Genomic DNA, 14,548 nt, shown 5'->3' with positions numbered 1-14,548 from the left:
CATCCCGCTATAGCTTCTACATTCGTGCGCATCTCAAACGTGGAGGCACAAATGTCCGAGCATCATCACGGCCATGGCGGGCACAGTCATCATGGTGGCCATGCCCATGGCGGGCATGGCCATTCTCATGCACCGCAGAATTTCGGCCATGCTTTTGCAATCGGCATCAGCCTCAACATCATCTATGTGGTGCTGGAGGCCGTTTTCGGCGTTTTCACCGGATCACTGGCGCTTCTGGCCGATGCCGGCCACAATCTCTCCGATGTGCTGGGCCTGGTTCTGGCCTGGGGCGCGATCTGGCTGGCGGCCAAGCCGCCGGGCGGCAGCCGCACCTATGGCTTCAAACGCGCGCCGATCCTCGCCTCGCTTGCCAATGCAATCATCCTGATCGTGGCCGTCGGCGCCATCAGCTGGGAAGCGATCGGCCGGTTCTTCGAACCTGAGCCGATTGAAACCGGCGTGGTCATCTGGGTGGCGCTTGCCGGTGTCCTGGTCAACGGCTTCACCGCCTGGCTGTTTGCCTCGGGGCGGAAATCCGACCTCAATATTCGCGGCGCCTACCTCCACATGGCCGCCGATGCCGGCGTCACCGTCGGCGTCATCATCGCGGCCATCGTGATCGGCTGGACCGGCTGGACATGGATCGATCCGGCCGTCAGCCTGGTGATCGGTCTGGTCATCCTGATCGGCACATGGGGCCTGTTGCGCGATTCCGTCAGGCTGGCGATGGACACCGTGCCGGCGGGCATCGACATCGACAAGGTGCGCCGCCACATTGAAGGCGCAGAGGGCGTCGAGGAGGTTCATGATCTCCATATCTGGGCCCTGAGCACCACGGAAACAGCGCTCACGGCCCATATCGTCTGCGCCGAAGGTCATGCCAAAAGCCTGCTGGCCACTCTGCCCGACGAGCTTCACGACACGTTCGAAATCGGCCACGCAACCCTGCAGATGGAAACAGCCGATACCGCGGAAAACTGCCGGCTGCGGCCATCCGAAATCGTCTAGGCCCCGGAGAACATCAGCCCTCCGCCTAATCCGGCAGATAGGCAGACGCGCCCTCTTCGATGATCTGTTCTTCGCTCAAGAGCCTATGCCAGTGCGAATAGAGCACCATCCGGTCCCGCGGCAGGCCGCGTTCATGCCTGAGCAGCCGGTGGATCTTGCGGAACGCCTTGTGCTCGCAGCCGCCCCAGAAAAACGCGGATGAAAGATCGGACGGCCAGATAACGGCGCGTACAGCCTCTTGCAGTTGCGTTGTCGTCCCCGCCGGCGCGCCGCTGCGAAACAGCCAGTTGAGGCTGATGCCGGGCGGACAGTCGAGTTTTTGCACGTCATCGGGACCGTCAACTTCGATGAAAGCATGACCTGTCGCTGACCTGTCGAGTGCCGCCATCATGCGGGCGATCCCGGGAAGCGCCGTTTCATCGCCGGCAAAGACATAAAACGCCGCCGGTTCGAGGCCGTTGGCGGCGGGGCCGACCATGCCGATGACATCGCCGGGCGCTGCAGCCATGGCCCATCGCGTGGCCGGTCCGGCATGGGCATGGAGCACGAAGTCGATGGTGACCTCGCCTTTCGCCGCATCAATGGCGCGGATGGTGTAGACCCGCGTATCCAGTTTCCGCCCCTCGGGCCAGATGATATGGCCGTTTGCATCAAGACCCGGCCATTCGGGAACGCGCGTCCCCTTCGGCTGGAAGATCAGCCGACAGTGAAGCTGGTCGATACGGTCGAAGCGGCCAAGGTCCGCGCCGGAAAACACGATGCGGCGCATATGCGGTGTAAGCTGAGCGGTTTCCTTCACCTGCACAACGCGCAAATCGTCAAGCGGCGTCAGCCCGGTATCGTCGCCCGACCAGACGATGACCGGGTTTTCCCGTGCGGCGATGAAGGAGATCGGGCCGTAAAGCGCATATTTCATCCGGTTGAGCGCGGCCCTGTCATCGGTCTCGACCGTCAGCAACAACTGCCCGGGCAGCGCTTCCAGCTGCGCCGTGCCGAAGTCCGACACCACCCGACAGCAAGGCCCCTTTCGGATGACCTGCATATCATGGGTGGCGATGGATTCGATGATCGATTCAAAATAGGCGTCGATCTTCGGAAAATCGATCTCCGCCGATGCCCGAAATCGCGCTGCGCCTGAAGCTTCATCTTCCATGGCTCAACCCTCCAGCCCGACCCAGAGCGGCCCGTCAATGGGCGTGCTCATGAATCGCTTGTTGATTTCGGCAAGCGTCTCGCCGGGGTCGATATCCGCGCAAAGTGCCGGATGCTGCCATTTCGCCGCGCATTCGATGAACAGGATGTTGAGCGGCGGAGACGCGATCAGCCCGGTCCAGATGCCGTAGACCCGGTTGTTGCGAACGGCATCAAGCCCGCTGAACCCGGTTCTGCCGATCAGCCGCTTCAGCCCTTCCCGTCCCTCTTGCGCATCGAGGCCGGGGCCGATCGCCGGACGCCCGCCGGCAGCCCAGCCGCCGCCGGAAGCGATGTAGACATCGAACGGCGTCGACAGAAGATGTTCCAGCTGGAGCTTCTGATACCAGGCCTCTGTTACCCCCGGCAGGGTCTCGCCGCCGGCAAGCGCCAGCAGTTCGCCCCAGACCGTGGTGCCCGCCGCCCAGCAGCAATCGCTCACCGTCGACTGGATTTCCAGATAGGTCGTCACCGGCGCGGCATCCTTCAGGCAATCGCGCACACGGTTCAGATGACGATGGTAAAACGCCATATAGTCATCGGCGCGGGCGGCGGCATCCAGCACCTCCCCCCACATGCGCATCTGCGCTTCAAGCGTTTCCTGCGGGCCGGGCCGTGCCGCATCGCCGGGCGCGGCATTGGTGGCAAGATCGCTGAAGATGACCGGAATGCCGAGTTCCGTCAGGCGCCTGACCAGAAGGTCGTCCTCGCCCAGCGGCGTCATGTAGAAATTGGAAACGACCAGATCCGGTTCCAGGCCGACAATGCCTTCCAGCGAGACCGTATCCGGCCCCTGCTTGCCGACCACCGCAATCTCGTGATCGCCGGTCAGTTCTGACTGAAGCACGGGGCTGTCGATCCGGTCCACCGCCGCCCAGCCGACCACGCGCGCGGCCGGATCGTCGACGAGCATCGCCATTGTGACGATATCGCGGGCCTCGAGCAGGACAATCCGCTTCGGCACGGCAGGCAGGTCAACCCGCCGCCCGATCATGTCGACCACGGTGTGCGGTCCGTTCGCCCGGGCGGTGCGGCCTGCGGCAACCCCGCCAACAAGCAGGGCACCGCAGAATGTGCGTCTGGTCAGCTTCATGGCCGTCACCACTTGTAATTCAGACCGGCAAGGAACTGGCGGCCATCGCCATACTGGCAATAAAACCCGGTGCTGCAGCTTGCATAATAGTCTTCGTCAAACAGGTTGGTGACGTTGAAGGTCGCCTCAAGCCCTTTCAGCTTCTCGTTTCTGGCGCCGAAGTCATAGCTGAGGGCCGCATCTACCAGCGTATAGCCATCGACCTTCACCGTATTGGCATCGTCGGCATAGCTCGAGCCGACAAAGCGCAGTCCGCCGCCAAGGGAAAGACCTTCCAGAGCACCGCCCATGAAGGTGTAGTTGGCCCAGACCGAGCCGTAATAATCCGGCACCGCCTGCGGGTGGTTGCCCTCATTGGCCGCAATGGCGGTCTTTTCATATTCGGTGTCGAGCAATGTCAGCGCCGCGATCAGCTCGAATTCCTCCGTCAGATTGCCGCGCGCCTCGAATTCCAGCCCGCGCGAACGGATTTCACCGGCCTGACGGCTGAAGTTCAGTTCGTCCGGCACCAGCGCATCCTGCTGGGTGATATCGAATGCGGAAACGGTAAACAGCGCATCCCAGCCGATCGGCTCGTATTTGATGCCGATCTCATACTGTTCGGCTTCGCTGGGCACAAACGGCTGGCCCGCCGCATCGACGCCGATGACCGGTTCGAAGGATGTCGAATAACTGACATAGGGCGAAATGCCGTTATCGAAGGTATAGAGAAGGCCGGCCCTGTAGGTGGTGGCATCATCCGACTGGCTGGAGGTGGTGCCCGCCAGATGATTGTCGGATTTCTGCTCGGTCCAGTCGTGGCGGATGCCGAGGGCGGCATGAAGACCGCCAAGGCTCATCTGATCCTGCAGGTATATACCCGTCTGCTCAAGCTTCTGCGTGCTGTCGATGATCGTCATCAGCGGCGCAATCGGCTCCCCGTAGACCGGATCGACAACGTTCAGTGACGGTGCGGCGCCATAGCGATACTGCCAGTCACTGCTGGAATGCTGATAGTCGAAACCGGCCAGCATGGTGTGCTCGACGGCACCGGTATCGAATTCGAATGTCAGCCGGTTATCCGTCGAGACGCCACCGACCTGCTCGATGGATTGCAGTGCCTGACGGGGGATGTTCCCGTTCACATCCAGCGGCGCCAACATCTGCAGCGAGCGGAAGTCGATATCGACATCCGAATAACGCAGCGCGGATTCGAACTTCACGCTTTCGGTGAAATAATGTTCGAAATCGTAGCCGATGCCATATTGTTCGCGATGAAAATAGTCGTAATTCGGATCGCCGATGTTCATGTCCCGGTCGAGATAGGGCCGGTATTCCTCAGGCGCCAGAAAGGTCGGATAGGTGGAGTTGAAATAACCGCCTTCCGGTGTCTTCTGGTAATAGCCGGAAATCGTCAGCGACGTATCCAGATCGGGCTGCCAGGTCAGGGACGGGGCGAAACCGTAGACCTCTTCATCGACATCGTCATAGCGGGTGCCGGAAGAACGCCCGATACCGGTGAAGCTGTAAAGCAAGCTGTCATCTTCCGTCAGCGAACCGCGTGATGTGATGCCGCCCTGAACCCGGCCGAACGATCCGCCCTGCAGAAAGACCTCGTTATAGGGCTCGGCTGCGGGAACCCGGCTGACCTGATCGACAAGCCCGCCGGGGCTCATCTGGCCGTAGAGCACGCCGGAGGGGCCTTTGAGCACGTCGATGCGGTCAAGCAGGTAGGGATCGATGGCCACCTGGGCGAAGGCCTGCCCGCGCGGCAGTTTCAGCCCGTCCATGTAGCTCACATAATTTGTCGCGGTCCCGAACGCGCCGAAGCCGCGCATGAAGATCGAACTGTAGCGGGTATTGGCGTCACGGTCGGAGAGCACACCGGCGGTATAGCGCAGCGCCTGGCTGACGGTCTGCGGGCTCTGCTCGTCCATCTGCCTGCGCGTCACCGTGGTTACCGATTGCGGCGTCTCGATCACCGGCGTATCGGTTTTCATCGCCGCAGACGTATCCCGGACGAAAACGGAAGCGCCCGACTCGGCCTGAAGGTCGGCCTGGGTCTCGACGGTCACGGGCGCCAGAAGCGTCGTGTCCTCCTCCGCCAAAACCGGACTTGTTAGAGCAAGCAGACTTGTTGTGGCTGAAAGCAGGGCAAGCCGGGATGGCATTCTCATCGGGTAACCTCTCTGTCGGAAAATTCCTTCGTGACATCCGCCTAACAAAACGGGACGTTATCGTCCAGTTATAATTATGACTTTTTTACTCATATTATTTGCCGTTGCAAGACAGCAACAGAACGGTTGCGTTTGGTTTATGGCAGCGGATAGAATTCACGCCGGATGACGCAGTCGGTTTCGGATGACAAAAGCGATGAATACCAAGGAACACAAAGGCCGCAACGGCAAGGACACAGAAGAGCAGCCCGCACCGGCATCACGCCCGCGCGGCGGCCGCCCTTCGAAGGAAGCCGCCGCCCGGCTTGAGCGCCAGATTCTGGAGACGGCCTCCGACCTGTTTGCCGCGCAGGGTTTTGCCGCCACCTCCATGGAGCAGGTCGCCAGCCGCTGCAACGCGGGCAAGGACACGATCTACCGGCGCTATCCGTCCAAGGCCGCCCTGTTCAACACTCTGGTGACAGGGCTTCAGGCGGAGGTTCTGGCCGACCTCGATGCCGCCCTGGGACAGGACGGCACCGCACTTGACCGGCTGCGGCAATATGCGCGCGCCATGCTCGCCGCCAATATGCGACCGCAACTGGTCGCCCTCAACCGCGTCGTTCTCAGCGAACCGGCCGCCTTGGGGGACCGCAAGCCGGAAACCGGCGATCCGATCATGCAGCGCCTGACCGGGCTTGTGGAGGCGGCGCAAAACCAGGGCGCGCTCGGCCCCGGCGATGCCGAATTCCTCGCAAACCAGCTTCTTTATGCCACATCGATCAGGCCGCTGATGGCAAAGCTTCTGGGTGAGTCGGATTTCGATGGAACGGCCACACAGGACGATTATTTTTACCGCGCCTGGGATCTGTTCCTCAAGGGCGCTGCCGCGCGATGTCGTGACGCGACATAGGACATCCATGCGCGCTCGGGCGCCGGACCGGCAATCCGGAAACAGCAATCAGCGCGTTTCGCCACACCGGTGAAACAGGTCGATGTCTGTCTGGCTAGGCTGAAGAATAACAGCAAGAAATGCCCGGCAGTAGGCTCTGCCGGACATCGGCTTTGATAAAAACATTTTGGACATCCGACTTCGGTACATGCCGACGGCATCAGGCCTCGGCTTCCCTATGCTTGCGATGCGCATCAGACGGCGTTTTCCGTCCGTCCGACAGTTTTCGACAGGTCGCGTTCAGGCCGCCTTGCTGGCTGCCGGTGCATGAAAATGGCCGCACCAGTCTTCGGCAGCGACAACAGGCCACAGCCCGCGTGAATTGCTTTCAGGCTGGGAAACCGGCGGATTGAAACGACAGAGACCGGCATTCTGCGTAACCGAGCCGTCATTGGCGACGTGATCTTCGTAGAATGCGCACTCACGGCAGACGTTTTTGTCACTCATGGCTTTCGTCCTCTTTTTCTTCGGACACACGGGAATGTGCCCGCAACAATCCCTGCCTAACACGTATTCCAAAATAAATACTTGACCTTAATCACCGTAAATACTTGTCTATTTTTCTCAAATTTCCAATAAAAACCCAAAATTTGCTTTCCATTCGAATGTGACAAACGTCAATATAGCGCATCGCCGGTTTTTATTCTCCATTGACCCAGGTCAAAGCATCAACCGGCCTGCAGGCGCGTATTGCGGAAATGAAAGTTGATTACTTCCGTCACGTTTTATTGCGATAGCCGCCATGTCCGATATCACCCTTGGTTTTGCATCACGCAGCGAATGCAGGCTTCAAACCCGCTTCAAGCAACAGGCCGCCGGCGATGCCCCGGCCCGCCAGTCCGAGGCGCGGCCCTTCCCCCTCGCCGCTGCGGATGAAGGCGTCTGGCTCAACGTCGTCGCGCTGAAACCGGGAGACCGCTTCCACAAACGTCTTGGCGAGCTCGGCATCCAGCCCGGCACACGCCTCAGGATCGTCTGCCGGTCCGAGGGCGGGCCGCTGGTGGTCGCCCTTGGCGGTTTCGGCGAAACCCGCATCGCATTGGGTGCGGGCATGGCCGCCAAGATCAGCGTCGCGCCGTCAGGCGATTATTGCGAATAGGGAGATCCAGACAATGACATCCGAAGACCTGCAAGTCGGCGCAACAATCCGGGTGACCGGATACCACCGCGGCAACCGGCAGGACCGCCAGCGCCTGCTCGCCATGGGCATCATACCGGGCACCGATTTCGTCGTGACCCGGATTGCGCCGCTCGGCGACCCTGTCGAAATCCGCATCCGCGATTTTGCCCTGTCGCTGCGCCGCAACGAACTGTCGGCATTTCAGGGCGAAAGGGTGCCGTCATGACGACCATCACGATCGCAACGGCCGGCAATCCGAACTGCGGCAAGACCACGCTTTTCAACGCCCTGACCGGCTCTCGCCAGCGGGTGGGCAACTGGCCGGGCGTCACCGTCGACCGCAAGGAAGGCCGCTTCGTCCATGACGGCGCAACGGTGAATGTCGTTGACCTGCCCGGCACCTATTCTCTCGGCGACGGCAGCGAGGCCGGCCTGGATGAAACGATTGCCCGCGACCACATCCTTTCCGGCGAGGCGGACCTCGTTCTCAATATCGTCGACGCCTCCAATCTGGAGCGCAATCTGTATCTGACCGCCCAGCTGCTCGAAATGCAGGTTCCGGTCGTTATCGCGCTCAACATGATGGACATGGCCAGCGAAAACGGTCTCAGGATTGATTGCGATAGGCTGTCCGGCATGCTCGGCTGCCCGGTGGTGCCAATCGTCGCCAAGCGCGGCAAGGGTATCGCCGCACTGAAAGACGCCGTCATCGCCGTCGCCAATGCCGCCAGCCTGCCGACGGCGCGCCTGACCTATCAGCCGGAAGTGGAAGCAGCCATCGCGGCGCTTTCACAAAACCTTTCCGCCCTGACCCAGCACGGCACGATCAATGCCCGCTGGCTTGCCGCCAGACTGCTTGAGGGCGACAGCGCGCTGGAGAGCAAGGCAGGCGAAGCACTCACCCGTCAGGCGGCGGCCCTGCGCGAGGGCGTCGAGGATGCGCTCGATGAGGACATCGACATTCTGTTTGCCGATATCCGCTACGGCTTTGCCAACGGCCTCGCCCGCGCTGCGGTCAAACGCACGCACCGGATTTCGCGCACCCTGTCGGATCGGATCGATGCTGTGGTTTTGAACCGCGTGCTCGGCATTCCGATCTTTCTGGCGGTCATGTATGTGATGTTCCTGTTCGCCATCAATTTCGCCAGCGCCTTCATCGATTTCTTCGACATTCTGACCGGAACACTGCTGGTCGACTGGCCCAGTGAGGCGATGGCCGCTCTCGGTGCGCCCGGCTGGCTGATCACCATCCTGCCGCAGGGCGTCGGCGCCGGCATCCAGACCGTCTCGACCTTCATTCCGGTGATCGGTTTTCTGTTCCTGTTCCTGACGCTTCTGGAAGACTCCGGCTATATGGCCCGTGCCGCCTTTGTCATGGACCGGTCGATGCGCGCCATCGGCCTGCCCGGCAAATCCTTCATTCCGATGGTGCTCGGCTTCGGCTGCTCCGTACCGGCCGTGATGGCAACGCGCACGCTCGACAATCGCCGCGACCGGATCATGACGGTGATGATGGCGCCGTTCATGTCCTGCGGCGCACGGCTCCCGGTCTATGCGCTGTTTGCCGCCGCGTTCTTTCCCGTCGGCGGGCAGAATGTCGTCTTCGCGCTTTACCTGATCGGCATTCTGGCAGCCGTTGCCACCGGACTGCTTTTGAAGAACACGCTGCTGCGCGGTCCGGTTTCACCCTTCATCATGGAACTGCCGCCCTATCACATCCCGACATTCAAAAGCCTCGTCAGAACGACATGGGACAGGCTGAAAGCCTTCATGTTCAAGGCCGGCAAGGTCATCATTGCCGTTGTCGTGGTGCTGGGTTTCCTGAACTCGCTGGGCACCGACGGCTCCTTCGGTAATGACGATACGGATGCCTCGGTGCTGTCGGCGATCGGCCGCAGCATTACGCCCGTTGTCGAGCCGATGGGCATTCACGAAGACAACTGGCCGGCAACCGTGGGCCTGTTCACCGGCATCTTTGCCAAGGAGGCAGTGGTCGGCACGCTGAACGCGCTTTACGGCCAGATCGCCGCAGACGAGGCTGTCGGTGGCGAAGCGGAAGAACCGTTCAGCGTCACCGCCGGCATCAGCGAAGCGTTCGCCACCATTCCGGCCAATCTGGTTGATGCGGCGGCCAGCCTCGCCGATCCCCTCGGCATCGGCGTTGGCGACATCGCCGATCAGTCGGTCGCAGCAGAAGAACAGGGCGTTTCGACCGGTATCTTCGGCGCCATGGCAGCGCGCTTCGATGGCCGGATCGGGGCATTTGCCTATCTTCTGGCAATCCTGCTCTACATGCCTTGCGTGGCCGCAACGGCCGCCATCTGGCGCGAAACCGGCACCGCATGGACGTTGTTCGCTTCCACCTGGACCACCGGCCTTGCCTACGGAACCGCCGTACTGGTCTATCAGCTGGGCACATTTGCCGCCCACCCCGCTGCGTCCGTCGCATGGACCGCCGTTATCCTTGGCCTTTTCGCCATCGTGATCGCGGCAATGCGGCTCCTGTCCGGCACGAAAACGACCGTTGCGGGCAATTCACACAGCGCAGCAGCATAGGAACAAGGAGCGCAGATATGCTTCTCTCGGATATTCGTCATCACCTGACTGAAAACCGGATCGCATCCGTTCAGGAGCTTTCCAATCGCTTCGATACCGACATTGAAGCGGTGGAGGACATCATGGCCGTTCTTGAACGCAAGGGCTCCGTCCGGTTGTTGTCGGACGCGCCTCCGGCCTGCGCGAGCGATGGCTGCAGTTGCGGCTGCGGCTGTTCGTCATCGGCGCAGAAAAGCGCCGAAATCTATGAATGGATCGGCAGGTCGAAACGGGACCGGCAGACCGGTTGAAGGCTCCCGGCGGCAACCACACGACAAGGCTTTGAAGATGGCCGGCCGGGCGCATGCCCGGCCACTTCCTTATCCACCGATGTGACAACACCATCCTGAGCCCGGGTCCCTCCCCGCCCTGCAGGCGGAAAGGGGGTCCCGGCAGACCTGTCGCCGGTTTTATTCGGCAGCAGGTTCGAGCGGACGGAACTCGTCCTTGGTCGGCGTTGCCAGGCTCACAGCCCAGATGGCGATGAAGGCGATGATGAAGCCCGGAATGATCTCGTAGACGCCGGGACCGCCCATGAAACTCTGGTTCCAGCCAAGCGCAATCCAGACGATCACCGTCACCGCGCCGGCGATGAGACCTGCAACGGCGCCGGCGCCCGACATGCCCCGCCAGGTGAGCGACAGGATGATGAGCGGGCCGAAGGCTGCGCCGAAACCGGCCCAGGCATTGGAAACGAGGCCAAGCACCTTGGAATCCGGGTTCCAGCCGATAATGCCGGCAACGATGGCAACCACCAGAACGAACAAACGGCCGATATTGACCATTTCCCGCTCGCTGGCATGGCGGCGCAGGAACAGGCGATAGAAATCCTCCGTGAGAGAGGACGAGGCAACCAGAAGCTGGCTCGAAATCGTGCTCATGATCGCCGCCAGCAGGGCCGCCAGCAGGAAACCGGTGACCAGCGGAATGAACAGCTGGTTGGCGAGAATGATGAAGATGGTTTCCGGGTCGGCAATGTCGATATTGTTGCCGACCACATAGGAGCGACCGAAAATGCCGAGCCCGACAGCACCGGCAAGCGAGATAATCATCCAGGCCATGCCGATATTGCGCGCCTTCGGCACATCCGCCACCGAGCGCACCGCCATGAAGCGGACGATGATGTGCGGCTGGCCGAAATAGCCAAGCCCCCAGGCGACCGCCGAGAGGAAGCCGATCACGGTCAGCCCGTGGAACATCGACAGGAAATTGGGGTCGACGCTCATCATCCTGGCTTCCGACACGCCGAGGCCGCCGGCCTTGTAAACGACGACGAGCGGCATGATCACCAGCGCCAACATCATGATGCAGCCCTGGACGAAATCGGTGAGGCTGACGGCGAGGAAGCCGCCGATCAGCGTATAGACCAGCACGATACCCATCGTCAGGATGATGCCGGTCTGGTAGGCGGAGAGACTGCCGATGTGGATAAGGTCGGGAAAGGCGGTATCGAACAGCTTGCCGCCGGCCACAAGGCCCGAACCGGTGTAGACGGCGAAGAACACCACGATGACGATCGCGGAGACACTTCTGAGCGCCATCGCCTTGCTCGGAAAGCGTTTCGACAGGAATTCCGGAATGGTCAGGCTGTTGTCATAGCGTTCGGTCTGTTCGCGCAGCCGCGGGGCGACGATAATCCAGTTGAGAAAGGCGCCGACGACGAGGCCGATGCCGATCCAGCTTTGCGTCAGGCCGGAGACGAACAGCGCGCCGGGCAGCCCCATCAGCAGCCAGCCGCTCATGTCGGATGCACCGGCGGAAAGAGCGGCAACGGCCGGCGAAAGCTGACGCCCGCCGAGCATATATTCTTCCGAATTGGACGTGGATTTGCGCCAGGCATAAATGCCGATGGCAATCATCAGGACAAAATAAAGTGTCAGACTGACAGTGACGCCGAAGCTCATGACAGATCCCTCCGTTTGCGACCTTGTTCCTCAGGGAGGAAATCGCGAGAGCTTTCTGCCATCGCGCCTTCCGTTTTCCGGGGAGTTGCCGTTCCGGAAGGCCCTTCACGGCCGATACGACCGTGACGGAACAACAACCCGGCTAAACAGGCACGTCGAACAACTCCGCGTGAACGGATCGCAGCTTTTGCGCGAGTCAGTTTCGCCGCCCACACTTCAGTGTAACACTTTGATGAAAGTGGCGGCAAGTCGGCTGAAAAATGTCAAAATTGTGGCGGCCGGAGCGAAGCCGCAAGCGTCCTCAGGGCGTATCCGGCTTCTTGACGTAATATTCGCCGGTCGCCGGATCCTTGACCAGCGTACCGGAGGCACCGTTCTTCTGCTCGGCACGCTTCTGTTCGCCGCGCGCCGTCACGGCTTCCGCGTCGTTGATGAACTTGCGGTAGAGCATGTAGCCGCCGCCTGCGATGGCGGCGAGAACCATAAACCGTCCCATGCCGGCCTCCTCACAATCCGTAACGCGCCCATAATGCGCGCTCTTCTGCCGTTTCGGCAAGTCCGGCGGCAAAACCGGATGCCATTTCCGGCCCCGAAAAGCTGCCGGCGGCGACACCGGGCTTGGCCCGGCCAAGCAAACCGGTCGGCGCGGAAACGAGCTTCAGCTCCACCTTGTCGCCATAGCGGCTCTTCAGCGTCGAGCGGATTTCGCCGATACCGTCGACAAGGCCGAGTTCGACACCGGAAAGCCCGCTCCAGAACAGGCCGGAGAACAGGTCCGGGTTATCCGCCAGTTTGGCGCCGCGCCGTTCCTTCACCATCTGGATGAAGACCTGGTGAATTTCGCCCTGCAGGTCTTTCAGGAAGGCGATGTCCCTTTCCTTTTCCGGCTGGAACGGATCGAGCATCACCTTGTTTTCGCCGGCGGTATAGACGCGCCGCTCGACACCGAGCTTTTCGATCAGCCCGGTAAAGCCGAAACCGCCGGAGACAACGCCGATGGAGCCGACAATCGAGGTCGGGTCGACGAAAATCTCGTCACCGGCAAGTGCGATCATGTAGCCGCCGGAGGCTGCAACATCCTCGACGAAGATCAGCACCGGCTTGTTCTTCTCTTCCGCAAGCGCACGGATGCGCTGGAAGATCATCCGCGACTGGACCGGAGAGCCGCCCGGCGAATTGAGCGAGAGCGCCACGCACGGGCTTGCCTTCATCGAAAACGCCTTGTCGAGCGCGGCGGAAACGGAGGCGAGGTTAAGGCTGCGCCGCCCCGGCGAACCGCCGGCCATGATCGCCCCGGAAAGCTTAACGACCGGAATGATCGTCCTGTCCTTGCGGAACTTCTTCGGGATCAGCCCGGCGACCAGCTTTTTCATCCTGTCCTCACCTCAATCAAGCGTTTCTGAGCATGTATGCGCAGCCTCGCCAAAGACAAGGGCGAAGCCTAAAGATTTGCCGGCCTTGCCGCCGTACTGCGCGGATAGGATGCACGGCCATTGTTCAGATCGTCGACACGCGGCAGAAAGGCGTGACCATCCGGCCCGTGCATGACCAGCGGCGCCCGCAGAGCAAGCCGTGCGCGCGAACCCTTGACCGCACTTGCCAGTATCCGAAAGGCATCCTCGCCCTCGCGGGCATGAACCGGCGTGAGCTCGAGGCCACCGAATCGGTTGCCGCAAGCTGCAATAATGGCGCCGATCGATTCCGGCCGGGCAATCAGCGACATCTGCCCCCCGGGTTTCAGGATGGCCCCGGCCGTGCGGATCCAGTTTTCAAAAAGCCCTTCCGCCATCGCGTGAGCTACACCTTTCAGCGCATCGGGTGTGCGGCGGTCAGCCGCCGCGTTGAACGGCGGGTTCATGATCACGTGATCGAAGGTGTCGTCGGTCAGCCCCGCGGCATTACGGTGTGCCCCCTTCAGCGTCACATCGGCCTCGTGAACGCAAACCCGTGCGGCAAGTCCCGCATTTTCGGCAAGCGCCAGCGTCTGGCGCGCATAATCCGCCATTTCCGGTGAAATTTCGAACAGGCTCACCGTGACATCGGCCAGCCGTGCGGCAACGGCCAGCCCTGCAGCCCCCGCCCCTGCGCCAAGATCGGCAACCTTCAGGGGCCCGGTTCCATCCACCATCGAGGCCAGCAGCATCGCATCCATGCCCGCCCGGTGGCCGCGCCCCTTGGGTTGCACCAGATGGAAGCGGCCGCGATGGAAAGCATCAACGGTTTTCAGCGGCGGTGCGTTCATTCCGGCTCAAGCTCCTTGCCAAGCCCCGCCTCGGTCAGGATCACGCGGGCGTCGGCCTCACGGTCCGCATCCACCATCAGCCGGCGCGGCAGCAGACCGAGCGAGCCTTCCATCACGCTCATCGACCGGTCGGCCACGAAAAAGTGAATACCGGCGTCTTTCAGAAGGCTCTCGGCAAGGCCCAGAACCACGGCGTCATTGGTCCGCATCAGATTGGTAAGGGCCATGTGAAACTCCCGATTTTCATTGAAAAGGAACAATTTGCCCCTTGTCGCTCCTGCCGCCGCTCCCTATTGTCGGCAAACAGG

At 61.4% G+C, this 14,548-nt stretch carries 15 protein-coding genes; 6 read left to right on the top strand and 9 right to left on the bottom strand.

Features of this window, described 5'->3' with window-relative positions:
- The first annotated feature begins 51 nt into the window (after positions 1 to 51).
- On the top strand, positions 52 to 1,008 hold the full coding sequence (locus ABID12_RS10420) for a cation diffusion facilitator family transporter (protein WP_354434156.1): 957 nt from the start codon (positions 52 to 54) through the stop codon (positions 1,006 to 1,008).
- 25 nt (positions 1,009 to 1,033) lie between these two features.
- Here the strand turns inward: ABID12_RS10420 and ABID12_RS10415 are convergent, their stop codons facing one another.
- The 3 genes from ABID12_RS10415 to ABID12_RS10405 are packed head-to-tail and all read right to left on the bottom strand — an operon-like array spanning position 1,034 to position 5,448.
- Positions 1,034 to 2,161, bottom strand: a complete 1,128-nt coding sequence (locus ABID12_RS10415; protein ID WP_354434155.1) for a siderophore-interacting protein — start codon at positions 2,159 to 2,161, stop codon at positions 1,034 to 1,036.
- 3 nt (positions 2,162 to 2,164) lie between these two features.
- Positions 2,165 to 3,292, bottom strand: a complete 1,128-nt coding sequence (locus ABID12_RS10410; RefSeq protein ID WP_354434154.1) for an ABC transporter substrate-binding protein — start codon at positions 3,290 to 3,292, stop codon at positions 2,165 to 2,167.
- Positions 3,293 to 3,297: 5 nt separating this feature from the next.
- Entirely contained in the window at positions 3,298 to 5,448 is a 2,151-nt protein-coding gene (locus ABID12_RS10405; protein ID WP_354434153.1) for a TonB-dependent siderophore receptor, read from the bottom strand.
- Between the two features lie 196 nt (positions 5,449 to 5,644).
- On the opposite strand from ABID12_RS10405, the gene ABID12_RS10400 reads away from it, so the two are divergent.
- Positions 5,645 to 6,340, top strand: coding sequence for a TetR/AcrR family transcriptional regulator (locus tag ABID12_RS10400; RefSeq protein ID WP_354434152.1), 696 nt, complete (start codon positions 5,645 to 5,647; stop codon positions 6,338 to 6,340).
- Positions 6,341 to 6,619: 279 nt separating this feature from the next.
- Here the strand turns inward: ABID12_RS10400 and ABID12_RS10395 are convergent, their stop codons facing one another.
- On the bottom strand, positions 6,620 to 6,826 hold the full coding sequence (locus tag ABID12_RS10395; protein WP_106308391.1) for a hypothetical protein: 207 nt from the start codon (positions 6,824 to 6,826) through the stop codon (positions 6,620 to 6,622).
- A 295-nt stretch (positions 6,827 to 7,121) separates the two neighbouring features.
- On the opposite strand from ABID12_RS10395, the gene ABID12_RS10390 reads away from it, so the two are divergent.
- Genes ABID12_RS10390 through ABID12_RS10375 form a run of 4 tightly spaced genes read left to right on the top strand, consistent with a single transcriptional unit; the run spans position 7,122 to position 10,345 of the window.
- Positions 7,122 to 7,478, top strand: a complete 357-nt coding sequence (locus tag ABID12_RS10390) for a FeoA family protein (RefSeq protein WP_354434151.1) — start codon at positions 7,122 to 7,124, stop codon at positions 7,476 to 7,478.
- A 13-nt stretch (positions 7,479 to 7,491) separates the two neighbouring features.
- On the top strand, positions 7,492 to 7,725 hold the full coding sequence (locus tag ABID12_RS10385) for a FeoA family protein (RefSeq protein ID WP_106308397.1): 234 nt from the start codon (positions 7,492 to 7,494) through the stop codon (positions 7,723 to 7,725).
- On the top strand, positions 7,722 to 10,055 hold the full coding sequence (gene feoB, locus ABID12_RS10380) for a Fe(2+) transporter permease subunit FeoB (protein ID WP_354434150.1): 2,334 nt from the start codon (positions 7,722 to 7,724) through the stop codon (positions 10,053 to 10,055). The genes ABID12_RS10385 and feoB overlap by 4 nt, the downstream gene beginning before the upstream one ends.
- 17 nt (positions 10,056 to 10,072) lie before the next feature.
- Positions 10,073 to 10,345: a FeoC-like transcriptional regulator gene (locus tag ABID12_RS10375; RefSeq protein ID WP_319517951.1), complete on the top strand. Its 273-nt coding sequence runs from the start codon at positions 10,073 to 10,075 to the stop codon at positions 10,343 to 10,345.
- A gap of 159 nt (positions 10,346 to 10,504) precedes the next feature.
- Here the strand turns inward: ABID12_RS10375 and putP are convergent, their stop codons facing one another.
- The 5 genes from putP to ABID12_RS10350 all read right to left on the bottom strand — a co-directional run bounded on the left by putP (position 10,505) and on the right by ABID12_RS10350 (position 14,467).
- A complete protein-coding gene (gene putP / locus ABID12_RS10370; protein ID WP_354434149.1) occupies positions 10,505 to 11,998 on the bottom strand; it encodes a sodium/proline symporter PutP in 1,494 nt (497 codons plus the stop codon).
- Between the two features lie 301 nt (positions 11,999 to 12,299).
- Complete coding sequence (locus ABID12_RS10365; RefSeq protein ID WP_106308409.1) at positions 12,300 to 12,494, bottom strand: hypothetical protein; 195 nt, start codon at positions 12,492 to 12,494, stop codon at positions 12,300 to 12,302.
- Positions 12,495 to 12,504: 10 nt separating this feature from the next.
- Positions 12,505 to 13,371 carry a S49 family peptidase gene (locus ABID12_RS10360; protein WP_354434148.1) on the bottom strand — a complete coding sequence of 289 codons (867 nt, stop codon included), beginning with the start codon at positions 13,369 to 13,371 and terminating at the stop codon, positions 12,505 to 12,507.
- Between the two features lie 68 nt (positions 13,372 to 13,439).
- Positions 13,440 to 14,240, bottom strand: a complete 801-nt coding sequence (locus tag ABID12_RS10355; RefSeq protein ID WP_354434147.1) for a tRNA1(Val) (adenine(37)-N6)-methyltransferase — start codon at positions 14,238 to 14,240, stop codon at positions 13,440 to 13,442.
- Complete coding sequence (locus tag ABID12_RS10350; RefSeq protein WP_106308418.1) at positions 14,237 to 14,467, bottom strand: putative signal transducing protein; 231 nt, start codon at positions 14,465 to 14,467, stop codon at positions 14,237 to 14,239. Before ABID12_RS10350 ends, ABID12_RS10355 begins: the two co-directional genes overlap by 4 nt.
- Positions 14,468 to 14,548 lie beyond the last annotated feature (81 nt).

This window comes from Martelella mangrovi (genome assembly GCF_040545495.1).
GTDB classification, from domain to species: domain Bacteria; phylum Pseudomonadota; class Alphaproteobacteria; order Rhizobiales; family Rhizobiaceae; genus Martelella; species Martelella mangrovi.
The sequence above is the reverse complement of the archived record's forward strand: the minus strand, read 5'-3'. Positions and strand labels throughout refer to the sequence as shown.

Coding starts and splice junctions, on each gene's coding strand:
- ABID12_RS10365 (WP_106308409.1), bottom strand. CDS start 12,494: ATGGGACGGTTTATGGTTCTCGCCGCCATCGCAGGCGGCGGCTACATG.
- ABID12_RS10420 (WP_354434156.1), top strand. CDS start 52: ATGTCCGAGCATCATCACGGCCATGGCGGGCACAGTCATCATGGTGGC.
- ABID12_RS10360 (WP_354434148.1), bottom strand. CDS start 13,371: ATGAAAAAGCTGGTCGCCGGGCTGATCCCGAAGAAGTTCCGCAAGGAC.
- ABID12_RS10395 (WP_106308391.1), bottom strand. CDS start 6,826: ATGAGTGACAAAAACGTCTGCCGTGAGTGCGCATTCTACGAAGATCAC.
- ABID12_RS10350 (WP_106308418.1), bottom strand. CDS start 14,467: ATGGCCCTTACCAATCTGATGCGGACCAATGACGCCGTGGTTCTGGGC.
- feoB (WP_354434150.1), top strand. CDS start 7,722: ATGACGACCATCACGATCGCAACGGCCGGCAATCCGAACTGCGGCAAG.
- ABID12_RS10410 (WP_354434154.1), bottom strand. CDS start 3,292: ATGAAGCTGACCAGACGCACATTCTGCGGTGCCCTGCTTGTTGGCGGG.
- ABID12_RS10405 (WP_354434153.1), bottom strand. CDS start 5,448: ATGAGAATGCCATCCCGGCTTGCCCTGCTTTCAGCCACAACAAGTCTG.
- ABID12_RS10415 (WP_354434155.1), bottom strand. CDS start 2,161: ATGGAAGATGAAGCTTCAGGCGCAGCGCGATTTCGGGCATCGGCGGAG.
- ABID12_RS10385 (WP_106308397.1), top strand. CDS start 7,492: ATGACATCCGAAGACCTGCAAGTCGGCGCAACAATCCGGGTGACCGGA.
- ABID12_RS10400 (WP_354434152.1), top strand. CDS start 5,645: ATGAATACCAAGGAACACAAAGGCCGCAACGGCAAGGACACAGAAGAG.
- ABID12_RS10390 (WP_354434151.1), top strand. CDS start 7,122: ATGTCCGATATCACCCTTGGTTTTGCATCACGCAGCGAATGCAGGCTT.
- ABID12_RS10355 (WP_354434147.1), bottom strand. CDS start 14,240: ATGAACGCACCGCCGCTGAAAACCGTTGATGCTTTCCATCGCGGCCGC.
- putP (WP_354434149.1), bottom strand. CDS start 11,998: ATGAGCTTCGGCGTCACTGTCAGTCTGACACTTTATTTTGTCCTGATG.
- ABID12_RS10375 (WP_319517951.1), top strand. CDS start 10,073: ATGCTTCTCTCGGATATTCGTCATCACCTGACTGAAAACCGGATCGCA.